This window comes from Betaproteobacteria bacterium (assembly GCA_016713305.1).
In the GTDB taxonomy this organism is placed as follows: Bacteria; Pseudomonadota; Gammaproteobacteria; order Burkholderiales.
Genome location: JADJPK010000011.1, coordinates 84,012 through 103,295, shown reverse-complemented (window position 1 = coordinate 103,295; position 19,284 = coordinate 84,012). Strand labels below are relative to the sequence as shown.

General features: G+C 66.4%; 14 protein-coding genes and 1 pseudogene. 9 read left to right on the top strand and 6 right to left on the bottom strand.

What is annotated here, in order from left to right; all coding sequences use genetic code 11:
- Positions 1 to 450, bottom strand: coding sequence for a (2Fe-2S)-binding protein (locus IPK20_15800; protein MBK8018043.1), 450 nt, complete (start codon positions 448 to 450; stop codon positions 1 to 3).
- A 474-nt stretch (positions 451 to 924) separates the two neighbouring features.
- On the opposite strand from IPK20_15800, the gene IPK20_15795 reads away from it, so the two are divergent.
- The 7 genes from IPK20_15795 to IPK20_15765 all read left to right on the top strand — a co-directional run bounded on the left by IPK20_15795 (position 925) and on the right by IPK20_15765 (position 6,754).
- On the top strand, positions 925 to 2,100 hold the full coding sequence (locus IPK20_15795) for an ABC transporter substrate-binding protein (GenBank protein MBK8018042.1): 1,176 nt from the start codon (positions 925 to 927) through the stop codon (positions 2,098 to 2,100).
- A gap of 61 nt (positions 2,101 to 2,161) precedes the next feature.
- Entirely contained in the window at positions 2,162 to 3,082 is a 921-nt protein-coding gene (locus IPK20_15790) for a branched-chain amino acid ABC transporter permease (GenBank protein MBK8018041.1), read from the top strand.
- Positions 3,083 to 3,200: 118 nt separating this feature from the next.
- Positions 3,201 to 4,046, top strand: coding sequence for a branched-chain amino acid ABC transporter permease (locus IPK20_15785; GenBank protein MBK8018040.1), 846 nt, complete (start codon positions 3,201 to 3,203; stop codon positions 4,044 to 4,046).
- The gene (locus IPK20_15780) at positions 4,039 to 4,815 is read left to right on the top strand and encodes an ABC transporter ATP-binding protein (protein ID MBK8018039.1); all 777 of its coding nucleotides are present in this window, start codon (positions 4,039 to 4,041) and stop codon (positions 4,813 to 4,815) included. The genes IPK20_15785 and IPK20_15780 overlap by 8 nt, the downstream gene beginning before the upstream one ends.
- A gap of 5 nt (positions 4,816 to 4,820) precedes the next feature.
- On the top strand, positions 4,821 to 5,537 hold the full coding sequence (locus tag IPK20_15775) for an ABC transporter ATP-binding protein (GenBank protein ID MBK8018038.1): 717 nt from the start codon (positions 4,821 to 4,823) through the stop codon (positions 5,535 to 5,537).
- Positions 5,538 to 5,714: 177 nt separating this feature from the next.
- A complete protein-coding gene (locus IPK20_15770; GenBank protein ID MBK8018037.1) occupies positions 5,715 to 6,047 on the top strand; it encodes a DUF2384 domain-containing protein in 333 nt (110 codons plus the stop codon).
- Positions 6,044 to 6,754, top strand: coding sequence for an RES family NAD+ phosphorylase (locus tag IPK20_15765; GenBank protein ID MBK8018036.1), 711 nt, complete (start codon positions 6,044 to 6,046; stop codon positions 6,752 to 6,754). The genes IPK20_15770 and IPK20_15765 overlap by 4 nt, the downstream gene beginning before the upstream one ends.
- Before the next feature lie 105 nt (positions 6,755 to 6,859).
- Here the strand turns inward: IPK20_15765 and IPK20_15760 are convergent, their stop codons facing one another.
- The gene (locus tag IPK20_15760) at positions 6,860 to 9,232 is read right to left on the bottom strand and encodes a hypothetical protein (protein MBK8018035.1); all 2,373 of its coding nucleotides are present in this window, start codon (positions 9,230 to 9,232) and stop codon (positions 6,860 to 6,862) included.
- Positions 9,229 to 10,068, bottom strand: a complete 840-nt coding sequence (locus IPK20_15755; GenBank protein ID MBK8018034.1) for a hypothetical protein — start codon at positions 10,066 to 10,068, stop codon at positions 9,229 to 9,231. Before IPK20_15755 ends, IPK20_15760 begins: the two co-directional genes overlap by 4 nt.
- 209 nt (positions 10,069 to 10,277) lie before the next feature.
- Between IPK20_15755 and IPK20_15750 the strand changes: the two genes are divergently transcribed.
- Positions 10,278 to 12,377, top strand: coding sequence for an enoyl-CoA hydratase/isomerase family protein (locus IPK20_15750; protein MBK8018033.1), 2,100 nt, complete (start codon positions 10,278 to 10,280; stop codon positions 12,375 to 12,377).
- A gap of 366 nt (positions 12,378 to 12,743) precedes the next feature.
- On the top strand, positions 12,744 to 15,485 hold the full coding sequence (locus IPK20_15745; GenBank protein ID MBK8018032.1) for a PAS domain S-box protein: 2,742 nt from the start codon (positions 12,744 to 12,746) through the stop codon (positions 15,483 to 15,485).
- 44 nt (positions 15,486 to 15,529) lie between these two features.
- Here IPK20_15745 and IPK20_15740 read toward each other — a convergent pair.
- The 3 genes and pseudogenes from IPK20_15740 to IPK20_15730 all read right to left on the bottom strand — a co-directional run bounded on the left by IPK20_15740 (position 15,530) and on the right by IPK20_15730 (position 19,209).
- Positions 15,530 to 16,380: pseudogene (locus IPK20_15740) on the bottom strand (NAD-dependent deacetylase).
- Between the two features lie 16 nt (positions 16,381 to 16,396).
- Positions 16,397 to 16,888, bottom strand: a complete 492-nt coding sequence (locus IPK20_15735; GenBank protein MBK8018031.1) for a DUF1854 domain-containing protein — start codon at positions 16,886 to 16,888, stop codon at positions 16,397 to 16,399.
- Positions 16,885 to 19,209 carry an ABC transporter ATP-binding protein gene (locus IPK20_15730; protein MBK8018030.1) on the bottom strand — a complete coding sequence of 775 codons (2,325 nt, stop codon included), beginning with the start codon at positions 19,207 to 19,209 and terminating at the stop codon, positions 16,885 to 16,887. Before IPK20_15730 ends, IPK20_15735 begins: the two co-directional genes overlap by 4 nt.
- Positions 19,210 to 19,284 lie beyond the last annotated feature (75 nt).

The window sequence follows — 19,284 nt, the reverse complement described above, 5'->3', positions numbered from 1 at the left end:
TCAGGCCTCCTGCGACGCGGTCTTGACGGCGGCGAAGATGCGCTGATAGCAGCCGCAGCGGCAGATGTTGCCGGCCATCATCTCGTTGATCTGCGCATCGCTCGGCTTCTTGTTCTGGTTGAGCAGACCGGCCGCCTGCATGATCTGGCCGGGCTGGCAGTAACCGCACTGGGGCACGTTGTGCGCGCGCCAGGCCTTCTGCACCGGGTGATTGCCGTCGGGAGACAAGCCTTCGATGGTCGTGACGGACTGGCTCGACACTTCGCTCATCGGCGTGACACAGCTGCGAACGGCCTTGCCGTTCACGTGCACGGTACAGGCGCCGCACAGGCCGACGCCGCAGCCGAACTTGGTACCGGTGAGACCCAGCTCATCGCGCAGATACCACATCAGCGGCATCTGCGGGTCCCCGTTGAAACTCTGATTCTGCTTATTGACCTGTACATCCATGACTATCCTCCCAGTGGTCGTGAGGTGTGCTACTTCGCTTTCCTGTCTGTTATGGCGCGAGACTGTGTGATCGGTCCTGTGCGTCGAACGTCAGACGACAGGCACCATACCATAGGCATCGACGCTGTCCAGTATTAACGCAAGCCCAATGACGGCGGGCATTTCCCGTCGATCAGCGGTCCCGCACGATGACGTATGCGGATGCCCGACACGACGGCCTTGCGCTGCATTGCAACACGCGCCCACCGTGCCATCGGCAATGCGGCCCGCCCACTCGTCTGGTTAACTCCACCACGAACGATGGTGCATTGCGGGATGTTCAACGAATCCGAGCGTGGGGAACGCTGTCGGTTACACCAGCCCGTCGCCGGTGCGTCACATTCCGCTGCTGTCGAACGTATGCTCGTATACCATCGGCGCGCCACGGTGCCGGAGCATTGCCCGGACCGCCCCGGAACAAGACCTTCGAGGAAGATGACGATGAAACGAAGCATCGCGGCCGCCGTCCTGGCCGGAATCGCCGCCCACGCGCCCGCGGCCGACCAGATCAAGATCGGATTCATGAGCACGCTTTCCGGGCCCTCCGCGGCGCTGGGCATCGACATCCGCGACGCCTTCAACCTGGCGCTCAAGGCCAACGGCGGCAAGCTGGGCGGCCTGCCCGCGGAAGTCATCGTCGCGGACGACCAGATGAACCCCGACACCGGCAAGCAACTCGCGACACGGTTGCTCAAGAAGGACCGCGTCGACGTGGTGACCGGTATCGTGTTCACGAACGTGATGCTGGCCGTCAATCCCGCCGTGATGGAGAACCAGACCTTCATGGTAAGTGCGAACGCCGGCCCCGGTGCGCTCTCGGGCGAAGGCTGCAATCCCTACTTCTACGCAGCCTCCTGGCAGAACGATGGTTACCACGAGGCCGCCGGGCAGTTCGCCACCAGCAAAGGCTACAAGTCGGTCGTCCTGCTCGCGCCGAACTACCCCGCGGGCAAGGATGCGCTCACCGGCTTCAAGCGCCTCTTCAAGGGCCAGGTCATCGACGAGATCTACACCAAGCTGGGCCAGCTCGACTTCGCCGCGGAGCTGGCGCAGGTGCGCGCTGCGAAGCCCGAAGCCGTGTACATCTTTCAGCCGGGCGGGATGGGCATCAACTTCATCAAGCAGTGGGTGGCCGCAGGGCTCAACAAGCAGATGGTGCTCGTGACACCCGGCTTTTCCGCCGACGAGGACGTGATCAAGGCCGTGGGCGAACCCATGCTGGGCATGTACAACACGGCGCACTGGGCGCACGACCTGGGCAATGCGGAGAACCGCAAGTTCGTGGCGGACTTCCAGAAGGAATACGGCCGCACGCCCACCGTCTACGCGGCGCAGGGCTACGACACGGCGCGGATGCTCGACGCCGCAGTGCGCGACGCGAAGGGGAAGATCGAGGACAAGGCCGCGTTCGGCAAGGCGCTCGCCGCGGCAAACTTCAAATCGGTGCGTGGCGAGTTCAAATTCAACGTCAATCACTTCCCCATCCAGAACTACTACCTGCGCCAGATCTGGAAGGACCCGTCGGGGCGCATCACGAACAAGCTCGTGAGCACGGTGCTCACGAACCATCCGGACGCCTATGCCCCGGCATGCAAGATGAAGCCGTGGTAACGGCATAGCGAGCACAGGGTGGGGGAGCTGCTCGCCGGTTCCCGCATTTCGCCAGCAATTCATGGATGTCGTCCTCATCTTCGAGCAAAGCCTCAACGGATTGCAGTTCGGCCTCATGCTGTTCCTGCTCGCCGCCGGGCTGACGCTCGTCTTCGGCATCATGGACATGATCAATCTCGCCCACGGCTCGCTGTACATGGTCGGCGCCTATCTCGCCGCGACCATTGCCGCCGCATCGGGTTCGTTCGTGATTGCGGTCATCGGGGCCATGGCGGGGACCGCCGTGGTTGGTGTCCTGCTCGAACTCACGCTGTTGCGGCGGCTGTACCAGCGTGATCACCTGCACCAGGTGCTCGCGACCTTCGGGCTCATCCTCATGAGCAACGAGGCCGTCCGGATGATCTGGGGGCCGGAGGCGCTGTCCATCGACATGCCGGCCGCGCTGGCGGGTCCGGTCGAACTGGGCGGAGGTCTCGTCTATCCAGCCTACCGCCTCATGATCATCGGCGTGGGCGTCGCTGTCGCCGTGCTGCTGTACCTGCTGGTTGCCAGGACGAAGCTCGGCATGCTCGTGCGCGCCGGTGCTTCCAACCGTGAAATGGCGCGCGTGATGGGTGTTCGCGTGAGTGTGGTGTTCACGGCCGTCTTCGCGATCGGGGCCGCGCTGTGTGCGCTCGCCGGCGCGATGCTCGGTCCCCTCCTCGCCGTGCAGGTGGGCATGGGCGAGAGCATTCTCATTCTCGCCTTCGTCGTCATCGTGATCGGCGGCATCGGCTCGGTGCGCGGTGCGTTCGTCGGCGCCCTGCTGGTCGGCACGGTGGACACCATCGGCCGCACCTTCCTGCCCATGTCGCTCCGCGCGGTCCTGCCGCCGCAGATCGCAGGGACCCTGGGACCGGCCCTGGCATCGATCCTCATCTACGTGCTCATGGCGGCGGTGCTGTTTTGGCGGCCGCGCGGTCTGTTCCCTGCCCGTGGCTGACGTTCGCACCTCCGCCGTCGGCCTGCATCAGCCATGGCAGCTGCGGGTGGTGATCCCTGTCATCGCGGCGCTCTGCCTTCTGCCGGCGCTTCTTGCCTGGCTCGACGAACCCTTCTATCTGGTGCTGGCAAGCCGCGTGATGATCTACGCGCTGGCGGCGACGAGCCTCAACCTGCTCGTCGGGTTCGGGGGCATGGTGAGCTTCGGACACGCGGCGTACTTCGGCGCAGGTGCATACGTGGTGGGGATCGCGTCCGCGCACGGGCTGCAGTCGGCCTGGATCGCGTGGCCGCTCGCCTGCGCGTGGGCGGGGCTGGCGGCGCTGGTGATCGGAGCGATCAGCCTGCGGACGCGCGGCGTGTACTTCATCATGATCACCCTGGCCTTCGCACAGATGACGTACTACGTGTTCATCTCGCTGAAGGATTACGGCGGGGAGGATGGTCTGCCGCTGACGGCCCGCTCCGCCGTCGGCTTCGGCCTGAACCTCAAGTCCGACCTGACGTTCTACTACGTGACGCTCGCCGTCGTGGCCGCTGCGATCGGCGTGCTGTGGCGGGTGGTGAACTCCCGGTTCGGCCGTGCGTTGCAGGGCGTGCGCGAGAACGAGTCGCGCATGGAAGCCAGCGGATATCCCGTGTTCCGGATCCGGCTCGCCGCCTTCGTGATCGCGGGCGCGGCGGCCGGACTCGCGGGCGCCCTGGCGGCCAATCAGAACGACATGGCGAGCCCCGCGTTCCTCAACTGGACCCAGTCCGGGATGCTGCTGATCATGGTGATCCTCGGCGGACTCGGCCGGTTTCTCGGCCCCGCGCTGGGGGCCATGGTGCTGCTGGTGCTCGAGGAAGTCATCTCCGGTCACACCCTCCACTGGCAGTTCTACGTCGGCGCGGTGCTTGTGGCGGTCGTGCTGTTCGCGCCGGACGGGCTCGCCACACTGGTGCGGAGGAACCGGAGTGACTGAGGCGCTCCGGCTCGATGCCCTGGTGAAGCGCTTCGGCGGGCTCGTCGCCACCGACCACGTGACTCTTTCCGTAGCCGCCGGCGGAATCCACGCGCTGATCGGTCCGAACGGCGCCGGCAAGACCACCCTCATCCATCAGATTTCCGGGGCTCTCCGCTCGGACGAAGGCACAGTCACGTTGGAAGGCCACGACATCACGGCCCTGTCGATGCACGAGCGCGTCCGCGCGGGGCTCGCCCGCTCCTACCAGCTCACCAGCCTGTTTCGCCGCTTCAGCGTCGCCGACAATCTCGCACTGGCCGTGCAGGCTCGCACGGGATCGAGCTTCCGGTTCTGGCGTCAGGCGCGATTCGATCGGGCTCCGCTCGAGGAAGCCGCGCGGATCGCTGCCCGCATCGATCTGTCGGATCGCCTCGACGTCGCCGCCGGTGCGCTCGCCCATGGCGAGCAACGCCGGCTGGAAATAGGCCTGGCGCTGGCGACGCGGCCCCGCGTCCTGCTGCTTGACGAACCGCTTGCGGGCCTCGGCCCGGAGGAATCCGCCCGCATGGTGACCCTCGTTTCCGCCCTGCGCGGAGAATGCACCCTGCTGCTGGTGGAGCACGACATGGACGCCGTCTTCCGTCTGGCCGACCGCATCTCGGTGCTCGTGTCCGGGAAGATCGTGGCGACTGGCACACCCGCGGAGATTCGCACGAACGCCGAGGTGAAGCGTGCCTATCTGGGCGACGAGCTGGACGAGCCTGCGGCGCTCGGAGTGCCGTCGTGACACCGATGCTGGAACTCTCCGGCGTCCACAGCGGCTACAGCGGCACGGAGGTGCTGTTCGGCCTCAATCTGACCGTCACCCAAGGCGAGGTCGCCACCCTGCTCGGCCGCAATGGCATGGGCAAGACGACGACGTTGCGCACGATTCTCGGCCTGCTGCCCTGCCGAGAGGGCAGCATCCGGTTCTGCGGCGAGCGCATCGACGGCACGTCCACGGAAGCCATCGCGCGCGCCGGCATCGCACTCGTGCCGGAGGGCCGGCAGATCTTTCCCAATCTGACCGTGGAGGAGAATCTTGTCGCCTTCGCCTCCAACCGCCACCGCGCGGCCGGGCCATGGTCGGCGTCCCGGGTCTACGCGCTGTTTCCGCGTCTGGCGGAGCGCAGGGGCAACATGGGCAACCAGCTTTCGGGGGGAGAGCAGCAGATGCTCGCCATCGGCCGCGCGCTGATGACCAACCCGAAGCTGCTCATCCTGGACGAGGCCACGGAGGGTCTCGCGCCGCTGGTGCGCGAAGAGATCTGGCAATGCCTGCACACGCTGCGCACCCAGGGACAGAGCATCCTGGTCATCGACAAGTACGTCACCCGTCTCATCGCGCTGGCCCAGCACCATACCCTCATCGAGCGTGGCCGGGTCGTATGGCAAGGTTCGTCGGCCGAGTTGGATGCGGACCACACCGTCTGGCACCGCTATCTCGGGGGTGTGAACCCGGTCGGATGAACCGATCGAGCCGCGTCTTCGGGAAAGCCTCGTTCTTGACCCAGGACGTAGCAATTGCTACGCTTCCTCCAGTCCACCGAATTCAGCATCGACAAGGTCCGGATCTTGGAAGCGCTTCACCCGTCACCGTCCACGGCAGACATTCACTCGCGCGAATCCCGCACGCGGCTCGCCGCGATGGTGAGCCGCCTGCTGGAACACTGGCGGCTTCCGGCGACCGAACAGGCGGAGCTTCTCGGGTTGTCGGCAGGCAACCGCTCGACCCTGGCTCGTTATCGCCGGGGTGAACCGCTGGCCGACAGCCGCGACCTGCTGGACCGCGCCGGTCATCTGCTGGGCATCCACAAGTCGCTGCGGATCCTCTTCCCGCATGACCGCGACCTCGCCTATCGCTGGATGAGTACGCCCAACCGTCTGCTGGGCGCCCGCCCCGTGGACATCGTGATCCAGCATGGCTTCGAAGGCCTGTTGTCGATCCGGCGCTATCTCGATCACGAGCGCGGGACGTGACCCTGCGCGTTCCGCAGGCGGAAACCGTCGACTTCGACGCCGATCTGATCCGCAACATCAAGGGCATCCGGACCTCCCAGGATCTCTTCGACGACCTGTCTTCCTCGCCCGCCGACTGGACCCTCGCGATCGCCGTCGAGCAGGAATCCAACGCCGCCACGCACCAGGCGCTCATCCATCGCCCGTTCGACTACGGCGTCGCCGTGGCCTACGTCTTCGACCCGTCGCACTGGAACGCCAGCCGGTTCAGCGATGGCCGGCATTACGGCGTCTGGTACGGCTCGTTCGAACTGGAGACGACGATCCACGAGACCGTATATCACTGGCACCGGTTCGTGATGGACAGCTTCCCGGACCACGACCGCCCGATCACCGGCGAGCGCCGCATCTGCGACGTGCACTGCAAGGCCGCGCTGGTCGACCTGCGCGGCGCCGAAGCGGAATTCCCCGAACTGGTGAGCCGCGCGGACTACCTCCACACCCAGCCCCTGGGCGCGTTCTACCGTTCGCGGGGGGACAGCGGATTGCTGGTGAAGTCCGTCCGGTGCGATGGCGTCAATGCCGCGTTGTTCGATCCTGCCGCACTCTCGAACGTGCGGGACCGCTGCTTCCTCACGTACCGGTGCAATCCGGCGCTGGATCTGGTGGATGTGGAGCGTGTGCCAGGAAGGACCCTCATGAGCGTGCGACCGTCCGGGCTGTACTGAACGGTCCGACCCCCAGCCCGTGGGCGAAGGGCAATGGCCGCCTTCTCCACGGTTGCCACCGGGCCGCCCAACAGGTCCTCCGCGGTTGAATGAGGGGGGCTCCGCTCAACTCGCCAGCGCGAACAGATCCACCAGGTAGAGACCGCCCGCGCTGCTGAACGGGATGAGCGCCGCACGCACCAGCGGCTGTTCGACGAACGGCACGAACGCGCCTTCGCGCAACGTTTCCACCGACCGGATGAGCGATTGCAGGTATTGCGTCGACGGATAGTCCTTGTCGGCGCCGCCGCCGCTGCGCAGAAGCACGGCGTTCAGCCGCTGCAATGCCGCCTTGCGGGCGCGGGAAGCTGCGCGCTGCATCTCGATGGCGTTGATACAGGCCGCGACGAAGCTCACGGCCAGCACCACCACCAGGCCCGGCGCGAGATCCCAGTGGTCGGTGACGTTCCAGCGCGCGGCGATCATCAGCCCCAGCAGCGCGAACGGAAAGTACAGCAGCGGACCGACGTCCGCCGTGATCTGCACCACGAACCGTGTGTCGATCCAGGCATCGAGAATGGCGTTCCGGGCCTCCGGCGCCATGTCTTCCGAGAGTCCCAGCGACGTCCCGTAGCGCTTCACCGCGGCGTCCGGCCAGTCCATCGTCTCGCGGATCTCCGTGAGGGCCTGGACCAGATTGCGGCACAGCCGGATGGCGTCGTTGACCGCGAAGAGCAGGAACAGGAAGACGAACACCAATGCCAGTCTGAGGACCTTCTCCACGCCCATCGCCTCGGCCCCGCGGGCCGGGTTGTTGGGCGAGTCGGTGAGATGGAACAAGACCGCCGCGACGGCATAGAACAGCGCGACGTGGACGAGCACGCGAAGCAGCCGCCATGGGAGACGGCTGGACGAAACGTACTGAGCCCACAGGGCGGCCGCCTGGCCGTGCGGCTCCTGCGCTTCCGGCCGGCCGATGATGCCCGCGGCGATCTGCCATGAGTGCCGCTTGTCTGCCCTGCGCTGGAGCCCGAAGCGTTCTGCCAGACGTTGCGCGCTGCGCGCCGTTTCGGAGAAGAGGTAGACGAGAAAGCACACGCCCAGCATCAGTCCCGTGACCCGCAGCAGTTCCGAAGGCCACACGCTCACGCCTTCGGCCCAGAAGAATGGCTCGCCCCCCGGATCGCGGATGCTGCGCAGGCCGATCCAGCCCAGGCACAGGGGCGGCCCGACGACAGCGGCCACCGCGAGCACGGCGCCGATGCGTTCGGCCGGCGTGCCCTTCATGAGATAGGCCGCACCCACTGCAAATGGCCGCAGCACGATCGCGCGCGTTCCGCGCAGCACCAGCAGCGTCCCGAACACGATCCCGATACCGGCGAAGCCCCAGAGGAAGTGTTCCTCGCCGCGGCGCACGTCGCGCTGCTGCGGATGGATCTGAGCGCAGGAGGACAGTGCCGTGCATCGGCCGGGCGCATCGTCCAGCGCAACCGGTCCGGTGCGCCCGAGTTCGAACAACCGCGGACGAATGAGCCAGTGGTCGAGCATGGAGGGCGTGATCCGAAGTCGCGGATCGGAAGCGACGTTCGACCCGTGGTCCGTCGCCGGCAGAAACGCGTCCGGGCACGCGTCGTCCCGGAAGGGGCTGCCCGCGGGCATGGCATTGAACAGCGCCACCCGCGCGCCGAAATAGGCGGCCGTCTGGTACGTGCCGCGGAACGGCGGAACGTCCTTCTGCAGGCAGGGCGTCAACGAGAACCCGAAGCTCGAGGCGACGACAACGTTGCGAGTCCATTCCAGGTGCTGCGCGCTCAGCAGGCGGGCATCGAGATCGGTGGTGAAGAAGACGGCGCGGGGAAACTCCGGCCGCAGCGCACGCAGCAAGGCGATCTTGTCGTAGACATCGCTGCCCAGGATGCCGATGGCGCCGATCTCGCCGCGGCCTTCACGCTTCAGCGCCGCGTTGAAGGCATCGATCCGGCCGGCAAGACGGCGAAGGTAGTCGAACTGTGAAAGGCCTTCCGCCGGTTCCACGGTACCGACCTGATTCTGTTTCTGCGCGGCGGCGGATGAATCCTTGGGAGCCGCCACGGTCCGTGGACCTTCTCCGTCCAGTCCGCGCAGATAGCTAAACCGCAGCACCCGGCAGCCGGTGGCCGCGCCTTGAGCGCCCTCCGACTCGCTGAGGTCGGTCTCGCACGCGGCTTCCTGTCCCGCGCCACGCAGAAAGACCACGGGCAATCGCCGACCGTAGTAGGTGTCGTGCTCGGACACGATGGCCACGTGGCGCAGCGTCTTCCTCGGGGCATCCGTGTCGCGGATGCGCACGCCCCGCCCTTCGAGTTCGTCCAGCAGCAACGCGGTGGCCGCGTCGTCCGTGCCGGTGACCCTGTGAAACCGCATGCCGTGCGCCCAGAAGAGAAAACCCAGACGGCAGTACCACTCGTCCGGCGCCTCGGCGCAAGACTCCGTGGCCGCCGGATCCTCATTGCTGTTCATGATCTCCTTCGCCGGTGCCGTGGCAAAGGCAGAGTACAGATCGATGGGGTCGCCGAATCCCCGCCGGGTCTCCGGCGGTTTGCGCCCTCCGACTGCAGTTCGCGCGTCATGGTGCGCAGCGTCTGCGAGTTGGCCGGGCCCAGCACCGAGAAGCCGAAACGCTCGGGGCCGGACGGCCGCGGGCCCAGGCAATGCCGGCGTACCTGGTCGCGCAACTCGGTGAGCTGGCGCAGCGGTTCGCCGTCCATGGACTGCGCGGCAGGATTGGCGACGTCGGTCCAGGACACCACCTCGTCCTCCAGCCACAGGACCAGGGTGAAATAGCGGTCGCGCCCGGTGTTCTTGCGCCGGAAGACCTCGAAGGGAACATCGGTCACGCCACGCCAGCGGAAGAATCCGAGGTGATCGGCGTTCTCGGGCACGAAGTGCGCAACGCTCAAGGCGGACTGCACGGCATATCGGGTCCGGCGGCGATTCTCCTCGCCGTCGGAATACGGTGCGTTCGATACCATGACGGCGAGCACGTGCAGCCGCATCTCGCCGCTGGAGGCACTCGCGGAAAGCTGACCGCAGACTGCGTCGAGCGAGCGCTCTTCCGCAGCGGAGCTGTCCGCCTTGGGCAAGTCGCGCCGCGCCCGGGCCACGGCCGCGTACGGGTCTTCCCACAGGCGGGCATTGACGTCCTGCAGCGCCCGGACCTGGGCGCCCTGCACGTCGGACCCGGCCGCACGCTTGGGGTCCAGGGGCACCTGTTTCCACACGAGCACGCCCACCATGGCCAGCACGATGGCGAGCCAACCGGTGATCGGCAATCCACCCAGACTGCGGTCGCTCACGGCGCCCTCCCGCGGAAGATCAGGCCTTCCCAGCCAGGAGACGGTGTAACACGCCGCTCACCCGGATGTCATGATGAAGATCTTCATACCTCCACTGCGTCCGCCGGGTTCGCGCAGGGCGCCGTACACGCGGCCGTGCCTGGCAGGAATGCTAAAGTTCCCCTCCCTGCCGCACCCCGGCGCCGTTTCGATTCATTCCAGAGATCGCCATGCCCAACATCGTCGAATACCAGGTTCAAGGCCACGTCGGGGTCATCACCCTCCACAATCCCCCGGTCAACGCGCTGTCCGTGAGCAAGGGGCTCCTCCAGGGTGTTCTCGATGCGCTCAAGGAAGGCGACCACGATCCCGCCGTACGGGTGTTCCTGCTGATCGGCGGCGGAAAGAATTTCTCCGGCGGGGCGGACATCTCCGAGTTCGGCAAGCCCGCCCCCATGGGGCTCGCGAACCTGCGCGACGTGCTCTTCTACATGGACACGGTCACCAAGCCCATGGTCGCGGCCATCGCCGGCCCGACGATGGGCGGTGGACTGGAACTGGCGCTCGGCGCGCACTACCGCTGCGCGATCACCGGCGCCCAGATCGGTCTGCCCGAAGTGAAGCTGGGCATCCTTCCCGGCGCGGGCGGGACCCAGCGCCTGCCCCGGCTGATCGGCGCCAAGACCGCACTGGAGATGATCATCACGGGCGATCCCGTCAGCACGGAAAAAGCCCACGAGTTGGGCATCGTCGACGAGATCGTCACCGGTGACCTGCGCGCCGCCGCGGTCGCGTTCGCGAACAAGGTCTCGAAGGAAGGCCGTCCGATCCGCCGCGCGAGTGCGCTGACGGCGGCCGTCGAAGGCGACGTGGATGCCTTCTTCGCCGCCGCCCGCCAGCGTATCGCCAAGGAATACAAAGGCTATCCCGCACCGCTCGTCTGCATGGAATGCGTCGAGGCCGCCGTCAGGAAGCCCTTCGCCGAGGGCATCAAGTTCGAGCGCGACGGCTTCGAGAAGCTGGTCGCGACCGCCGAATCGAAATCGCTGCGCCACGCGTTCTTCTCCGAGCGGGCCGCCAACAAGATCAAGGATGTCCCGGACGACACGCCGGTGCGCGAGATCAAGTCCGCGGCCGTGATCGGCGCGGGCACCATGGGCGGCGGCATCGCCATGAACTTCGCCAACGCCGGCATTCCCGTGAAGATCCTCGAGGCCTCGCAGGAGCGCCTGGACAAGGGTCTCGACATCATCCGCAAGAACTACGCGGCCACGGTGTCGAAGGGGCGCCTCACCCAGGAAGCCATGGACAAGCGCATGGGTCTGATGAGCGGTGTGCTGTCCTACGACGACATCAAGGATGCCGACATCGTCGTCGAAGCCGTGTTCGAGGAGATGGACGTCAAGAAGGACGTCTTCCGCAAGCTGGATGCCGTCGCGAAGCCGGGTGCGATCCTGGCCACGAACACCTCCACGCTGGACATCGACCAGATCGCCGCGGTGACGTCCCGCCCCCAGGACGTGATCGGCCTGCACTTCTTCAGCCCGGCCAACGTGATGCGCCTGCTCGAGATCGTGCGGGGTGCCAAGACCGCGAACGACGTCATCGCGACCAGCATGAAACTCGCCCGCACCATCAAGAAGGTCGGCGTTCTCGTGGGCGTGTGCGACGGCTTCGTCGGCAACCGCATGGTCCACGCCTATTTCCGCGAAGCCGTCTTCCTGCTGGAAGAAGGCGCGCTGCCGCAGCAGGTGGACCGCGTGATGGAGGAATTCGGCTGGGCCATGGGGCCGTTCCGCGTGAGCGATCTCGCCGGGCTGGACATCGGCTGGGCCATTCGCAAGCGCCAGGCCGCCACGCGGGATCCGAACGAGCGGTATTCGCGCATCGGCGATCTCATCTGCGAACGCGGCCGCTTCGGCCAGAAGACCGGCGCCGGCTACTACCGCTACGAAGCCGGCAACCGCTCGCCGATTCCCGATCCGGAAATCGAGGCGCTGATCGTCCAGGCCTCGAAGGACGCGGGCATCGAGCGGCGCGATATCAGCGACCAGGAAATTCTGGAACGCTGCATGTACCAACTCGTGAACGTGGGCGCGCAGATCGTGGAGGAAGGCATTGCCCAGCGTGCGAGCGACGTGGACATCGTTTACTTGTACGGGTACGGTTTTCCGCGCTACCGTGGCGGTCCGATGTTCTACGCCGACACTGTGGGATTGCCCAAGGTGCTGGAAGCGGTCCGGGGATATCACGCGCGGTACGGGGCCTTCTGGAAACCGACGGCGCTGCTGGAGCAGTTGGCGGAAGAGAACGGCAGGTTCAACGGCTGACGGGAGGGAACGCAGGAGGCGTCCCGTCCCGCCGGTCTCGAAGTGGCGAGCAAGGCCGGGCCCCGCCGAGCCGGGTGCTTCGGACCCGTGGGGCCCCGTCGATAAACGAATGTAACGGGTGGAACCGAGTCCTCCACCCGCCCGGCCGCACCCATGCATCGTGCGGAGGCAGCGCGTCCGGCAGCAACGGCGCGCGCGGGAATTGTGGAATCCGTGTCACCGTGCAGGAGACGCGGCGGATGAATGCAGAGCCAGGGGATGTCCCCGACACGGAGCCGCCCGATCGATATCGGTCAGCCGCCGGTCGAAGGGACAGGTTCATCCGCGTTCGCGCCTGCCCCCGAACAAGAACACGACGAGGTCCGGATGACTTCCCTACGCAGCGTTCTCGTGGCTGTCGCGTTGACTCTGGCAGCCGCCCTGGCACAGTGGCTGGCGTGGGAACACATCCGTCCTCACGCGCTGCTCTTCTTCTACCCCGCTGCGTTCTTCTCCGCTCTCGCCGCGGGCCCCATGGCGGGTGTCCTGGCGACGGCGCTCGCATCGATACTCGCGTTCGCGCTGTTCCTTCCCTCCACATTTGCCTCCGCACCTGCGGCCACACCCTTCGAAGCGTGGGTGCTGGTCGGAACCTTCTCCGTCACCGGCGTGGCGTTCTCGCTCGTGGCCATGCGCCTGCGACGTCTGTCGGGCGAGCGCGCGAGACGCGAGAGTGATACCCAGCTTCGCCAGGAGCTGGAGCGCAGCGAGGAGCGCTACCGGATCGCCTTCGAGACCTCGCTCGACGCCGTGAACATCACCACGCTCGCCGAGGGACGCTTCCTGGAGGCGAATCGGGCGTTTCTCAAGGGATTGGGACTCAAGCGGGAGGAAGTGATCGGCAAGACGGGCCTCGAACTGGGCCTATGGAGGAATCTTTCCGACCGCGACCGGCTCTACGAGGCGCTCCATCGGGACGGGGTCTGCCGGAATCTGGAAACGCAGTTCCAGGCCAAGAACGGCTCCACCCGATGGGCCCTCATGTCCGCGACCGTGACGAACGTGAACGGTGAAGTCTGCGTCCTCTCGGTCACTCGCGACATCACTGTCCTCAAGCGTTCACAGAATGCGCTGAAGGAAAGCGAGGAGCGCTACCGCATCACCTTCGAGACGACTCAGGACGCCGTGATCATCGCGGATGTGCCCGACGGCCGCATCATGGATGTCAACTCCGCTTTCGTGAAGGCGTCGGGTTTCGAGCGGGAGGAAGTACTGGGCCGCACCGGCACGGAACTCGGTCTGTGGGTGGATCTCGCGGACAGGGAGCGCCTCTTCGCAGCCCTCGAGAAGGACGGGGTGTGTCTCGGTCTGGAAGCGTGCTTCCGGGCCAAGGACGGTCACACGGGCTACTGGCAGGTCTCGGGCAAGTTCGTCGAACTGCAGGGGAAGCGTTGCCTCCTCACCCTGTCCCGCGACGTCACCGAGGCCAAGGCGGCGCGAGAGGCCCTGGACCGCAGTCATCAGGAACTCGAGACGCAGGTGAAAGCACGGACCGCGGATCTGGTGGCAGTCAACGCCCGCCTTTCCGACACCGTGTTCGCGATGGAGGCGGTAGGCATCGGCATCCACTGGAGCGATGCCCGCACGGGAAAGTTCCTCTACGTCAACAAGCACGGCGCCAGCATGCTGGGCTACCGGGTGGACGAGATGCTTGCGATGTCCGTGGCCGACGTGGACCCCAGGGTGCCGCGGGAAGACTTCGCCGGTTTCAACGCCTGGGTGCGCGAGGCAGGCCGCGCGAAGTTCGATACCGCGCTGCGCACCCGCTCGGGCGCGTTCCTCCCCGTGGAGATCACCTTGCACCATCTGGCCGGCGCCGACGGCGCCGACGGCAGGTTCATCGCCTTCATCACCGACATCACGCACCGCAAGGAAGCCGAACGCGCGCTGGTGGAGGCCAAACAGGCGGCCGAGGCTGCCAGCATCGCCAAGAGCGCCTTCCTGGCCAACATGAGCCACGAGATCCGCACGCCGCTCAACGCCATCACCGGGATGACGCACCTCATTCGCCGTGGGGGCGTCTCGCCGGAACAGGACGACCGCCTGCAGAAGATCGAGATCGCCGGCAAGCACCTCATGGAGATCATCGACGCGATCCTCGATCTGTCCAAGATCGAAGCCGGACAATTCGTCCTGGAAGAGACGGCGATCGACCTGAAGAGTCTCTTCGGCAACGTGATGTCGATCCTCGGCGACCGGGCGCGCAGCAAGAACCTGCGCCTGGCTTCGGAACTGCCCGCGATGTCCTGCGATCTGCTGGGCGATTCCACGCGACTGCAGCAAGCGCTGCTCAACTACGCGGGAAACGCCATCAAGTTCACGGATGCCGGCCACGTCACCCTGCGCGCGGCAATCGAACGGGAAACGGACGACTCTGCGTGGGTACGCTTCGAAGTGGAGGACTCGGGAATCGGCATAGAACCCGCGGCCATTCCGCGACTGTTCTCCGCATTCGAGCAGGCAGACAACAGCACGACCCGCAAGTACGGCGGCACGGGGCTTGGTCTGGCGATCACCAAACGTATTTCACAGCTCATGCAGGGGGATGCGGGCGTGAAAAGCACGCCAGGTGGAGGAAGCACGTTCTGGTTCACCGTGAAGCTGCGAAAGAACGCGCCGGTTCCGCCAGAGGAAGCTCCCGCAGCCGCCGAGAGCGCGGAGAAAGGACTGAGGCAGCGTCACGCGGGTGCGCGGGTGCTGGTGGCGGAGGACGAACCGATCAATCGCGAGATCGCCCAGCTGATTCTCGAAGACGCCGGCCTTCTGGTCGACCTGGTGGAAGATGGCGCTCAAGCCGTGGACCACGCTTCGCGCAACGACTACGCGCTCATCGTCATGGACATGCAGATGCCCGTCATGAACGGCCTGGAGGCCACGCGCGCCATCCGCCAGTTGCCGGACCGCGGCCTGCTCCCCATCGTGGCCATGACGGCGAATGCCTTTGCGGAGGATCGCGCCCGGTGCATGGAGGCCGGCATGAACGACTTCGTGACCAAGCCGGTGATGCCGGAGCAGTTCTACGAAGTGATCCTGAAGTGGCTGGAGAGGAGGAGTTGCGCGTCGGCGTGAGGCTCTCCGGCCATTGACCGGCCGCGCCCACCCCCGGCCCTCGATCAAGCGCGAGCGTTGTCGAGCCGTGCCTCCAGGAACTGCAGGGCATCCAGCGCGCCGAGAGGCAAGGAAACGTCGCGCTCGCCCCGGATCTCCGGCTCTCGAGGATTGATCCGGATGATGGGCGCTCGCGTCCACTCTCCAAAACGGCGCGCTGACGGAATCGCCGTGCCCGCACCCACTTCGATCACCACCAGCGCCCGTGCGCGACCGAGCCAGCGTTCGAGCTGCTCTTCCTGCCTGGAGTAACGGCTACCCGTCCACCCGTAGTCGCCGAACATCAGGATGTTCGGGCGCGCGAGACCCCCGCAATCGGGGCACGTGGGCAACGCCCCCGCCACTCGCAGGTTTCCTCGTCGACATCCGGTGCAATGCCATCTGCGGTCCAGGGCCTGCGGCCGCAGTTCTGCAGGCACTGCAGCCAGTGGATCGAACCGTGGCACTCGGCGACGTGATCCTCGGAGACGCCGGCCTTCTGGAACTGACCATCGACGTTGGAGGTGAACACCCGCAGACCATTCTTCGTGCGCTTTCCCAGGCGCCGCAGGATGGCAAAGCCCTTGTGGGGACGGGTCGCCCGGTACAGGGCCAGCCTGTGACCGTAGAAGCCCCAGGCCAGGCGCGGGAGCGCGTCGAAGGCAGCGGGCGAGGCGATATCCGTGAAATCGATGCCTCGCCTGCCCAGCGCGGGATAGGCCCGCCAGAAACCGCCCGGGCCGCGGAAATCCGGCAGGCCCGAATCGATGCCCATGCCGGCACCCGCCGTGACGAGCAGCGCGTCGGCGCCCGCGATCAGCGTGCACGCGCATTCCAAGGCGCGTTCCGACGGGATGATGTCCGGAGGAATTCTCATCATTCGAAGCAACCCGTCAAAGGAACCGATCGAGCAACCGCCGGCTCGCGCGGTCCAGGGCCTTCTGATCGCGGATGAGGTATTGCACGCCGTTGGAATCCGCGATCAGCAGCATGGCGTGGCTCATCCGCCGGATGTCGTCTTCGCCGCGCAGCACGAAAGTGGTCTCGCCTCGATCGGTGTCGACTGTCCACGTGCTGGGTGTCGCGAAGGACGACACGGCGCGGATGCGGCGGATCTCCGGAACGAAATCGCGGGCGGCGAGTTCTTCCTCGATGAGGGACCGGATGTCGTCCGGCACGTCCGCGAGGCGGTCGATCCATGCGAGTTCGTGTCCGTCGGAGGTCACGAGCGAGATCGATTCGTCCGGCGACGAAATGGGAAACGCGCGCACCGGCACGACACCGTGATGCGCTTCGCCCGTCGGGCCGACGAACGCGAGACGCCCCGCGGCCGTCCGCACGAGCGTGAAGTCATTCGTCGCCCGGCTTGTCTCTCCTGCCGTCATGCGGCACCTCCGGCCACTCGCAAAGGATGCGGCTGCGCGGCAGCGGGCGCGTCGTCCTCCTCCGGGCCATCGACGTTGCGTGCCTGCGCCTGATACAGGCGGAAATATGCGCCCTCGCGCGCCATCAGTTCGTCGTGCGGCCCCACCTCCACGACTTCGCCGCGATCGAGCACGACCAGACGATCCGCGCGCCGCAGCGTGCTCAGGCGGTGGGCGACGGCGATGGTGGTGCGTCCGCGCACAAGGTTGTCCAGCGCCTTCTGGATTTCCTTTTCCGTCTGCGTGTCCACCGACGATGTCGCTTCGTCGAGGATCAGCAGGCGCGGATCGATGAGTAGCGCCCGCGCGATCGAGATGCGCTGTCGCTCCCCTCCGGACAATGCCTGTCCGCGTTCTCCGACGAGCGAGTCGTACCCGTGTGGCAGCCGCAGGATGAACTCGTGCGCGTGCGCCGCCCGGGCCGCCGCGATGATCTCGGCGCGGCTCGCCTGCGGCCGGCCATAGGCGATGTTCTCCGCGATGGTGCCGAAGAACAGGAAAGGCTCCTGCAGCACGAGACCGATGTGGCGGCGGTAGTCTGGAACGGAGAACGCGCGCAGGTCTGTCCCGTCGAGCAGGATGGCGCCTTCGGTGACGTCGTAGAAGCGGCAGATGAGATTGACCAGCGTGCTCTTGCCCGAGCCGCTGTGCCCAACGAGGCCGATCATCTCTCCAGGACGGATGTCCAGGTCGAGCCTCTTCAGCACGGCGCGGTTGCCATAGCGGAAGTGCACGTTGCGCAGTTCGATGCGCCCCGTGACGTCGCCGAGCGGCACCGGCTTCGCGGGTTCCGGCACGCTGGAGACGTGATCGAGAATCTCGAAGATGCGCTTGGCCCCCGCCGCCGCCTTCTGCGTGAAGGACACGATGCGGCTCATGGAGTCGAGCCTCGTGTAGAAGCGGCCGATGTACGCCAGGAACGCCGTGAGCACACCGACCGTGATCTCGCTTCTGGACACCTGCCAGATGCCGAAGGCCCAGACGACGAGCAGGCCTGCCTCCGTCAGGAGGGTGACCGTGGGAGAGAACACCGACCAGGTGAAGTTCACGCGGTCGTTGACGGCGAGGTTGTGGCGGTTGGCTTCGCGGAACCGCGCGGCCTCGCGCTGCTCCTGCGCGAATGCCTTCACTACGCGGATGCCCGGAATCGTGTCCGCCAGCACGTTGTTGACCTCGCCCCACACGCGGTCCACCTTTTCGAAACCGTGCCGCAGCCGGTCGCGCACCAGATGGATGAGCCAGGCGATGAACGGCAGCGGCAGCAGCGTGATGAGTGCGAGCCAGGGGTCGATGGTGAAGAGCACGACCGCGGTCATGGCGATCATCAGCACGTCGGTGGCGAAATCGAGCAGGTGCAGCGAAAGGAACAGGCAGATGCGATCCGTCTCGGACCCGATGCGGGCCATGAGATCGCCGGTGCGCCGCCCGCCGAAGTACTCGAGCGAAAGCCGCAGGAGGTGTTCGTAAGTCGCCGTGCGCAGGTCCGCGCCGATACGTTCGCTCACCAGCGCCAGCACATAGGTGCGCGCCCAGCCCAGCCCCCATGCCAACACCACCGACGCCAGGAGCGCCGACAGCAGCACGGTGACGAGGCCGAAATCGATGGGCACGCCGTTGCCGTAGGGAATCAGCACGCGGTCCATGAGCGGCAGAGTGAGATAGGGCGGCACCAGCGTGGCGGAGGTGGCAAGGAGCGTCAGGACGAATCCGAGGAAGAGCTTCGCACGGTAAGGCCGGGCGAATCGCCAGAGGCGAAACAGATTCCGCGGCGTGGGCGGACGGTCGGAATCGGCTTCGCATCGCGGGCACTCGCCCTCCGGACCGAGCGGTGCCCCACATTGCTCGCAGGCAGAGAAATCCGTCGCCTGCGTTCCGCCCGACCGTCGGTCCTCGAATCGCTCCAGGAGCCGCCGGGCCGCGGCGTTGGCGGCCAGGGTGAATCGCCACCGGGAGAGCCGCGTCCCGCCCTGGAACAGTTCGAGGTTGCCGGCTCCCGCGTGATCGCTCAGCCGCAGGTCGAGCGCGGCGCCGGTGCTCCAGTGACGGATCGGTTGCCCCGGCGCGCCCGACAGAAGGCGCCGGTCGGTAAGCACGACGATGCCGCGCCGGAAATGCAGCCGTTCGTCCAGGTCCGTCATCAGCCACGCGACGATGCTTTCGCCTGACTCCAGGCACCCCCGGATCTCGCCCGCCCAGGGTTCGGGAAGTCCTGCGGCGGTTGCGGCCCGGTCGGGATCGGGAGTCCTGGCCGGTGCCGGAAGCGGCGGGGGAAGGTCGGACATGGGGAATGCGAAAGGTATCCTGCCTCACGGGGCGACGCCCGAGGGTACCTCAACCGATGTGCCGGGTTCGACCGA